This window comes from Hungatella sp. SL.1.14, assembly GCF_024460495.1.
GTDB lineage: Bacteria > Bacillota > Clostridia > Lachnospirales > Lachnospiraceae > Hungatella > Hungatella hathewayi.
This window is the reverse complement of record NZ_JANFYJ010000583.1, coordinates 1-255: the sequence shown is the minus strand read 5'-3', so window position 1 is coordinate 255 and position 255 is coordinate 1. Positions and strand designations below refer to the sequence as shown.

The following is a 255-nucleotide window of genomic DNA, read 5'->3' as shown; positions in this document are numbered from 1 at the left end:
TCTATGTAAGCGGAAGCATAACAGAGGCAGGAAGGACAGCGAATACCGTGTCTTCGTACCGTGTGGTGGCGGCCGGAACTGATGCAGCAGACGAGAAGGCAAAGGATTATAAGAGCAACTATGAGATCCGTTATACGGAAGAAGACCTGATCGTGAACCTTGCTGCAGGAAACCGTGTGACGGCAGAAGGCCAGACTGTAGAGTATGATGGAAAGGCGTATGGGCTGATAAGTGCGTCTGCGGAGAAGGAAGGAT

Annotated in this window: 1 protein-coding gene; it reads left to right on the top strand. The window is 51.4% G+C overall.

What is annotated here, in order from left to right; genetic code table 11:
• The coding region (locus NE473_RS32400; protein ID WP_256265747.1) for a hypothetical protein at nucleotides 1-255 on the top strand (255 nt) is incomplete at both ends.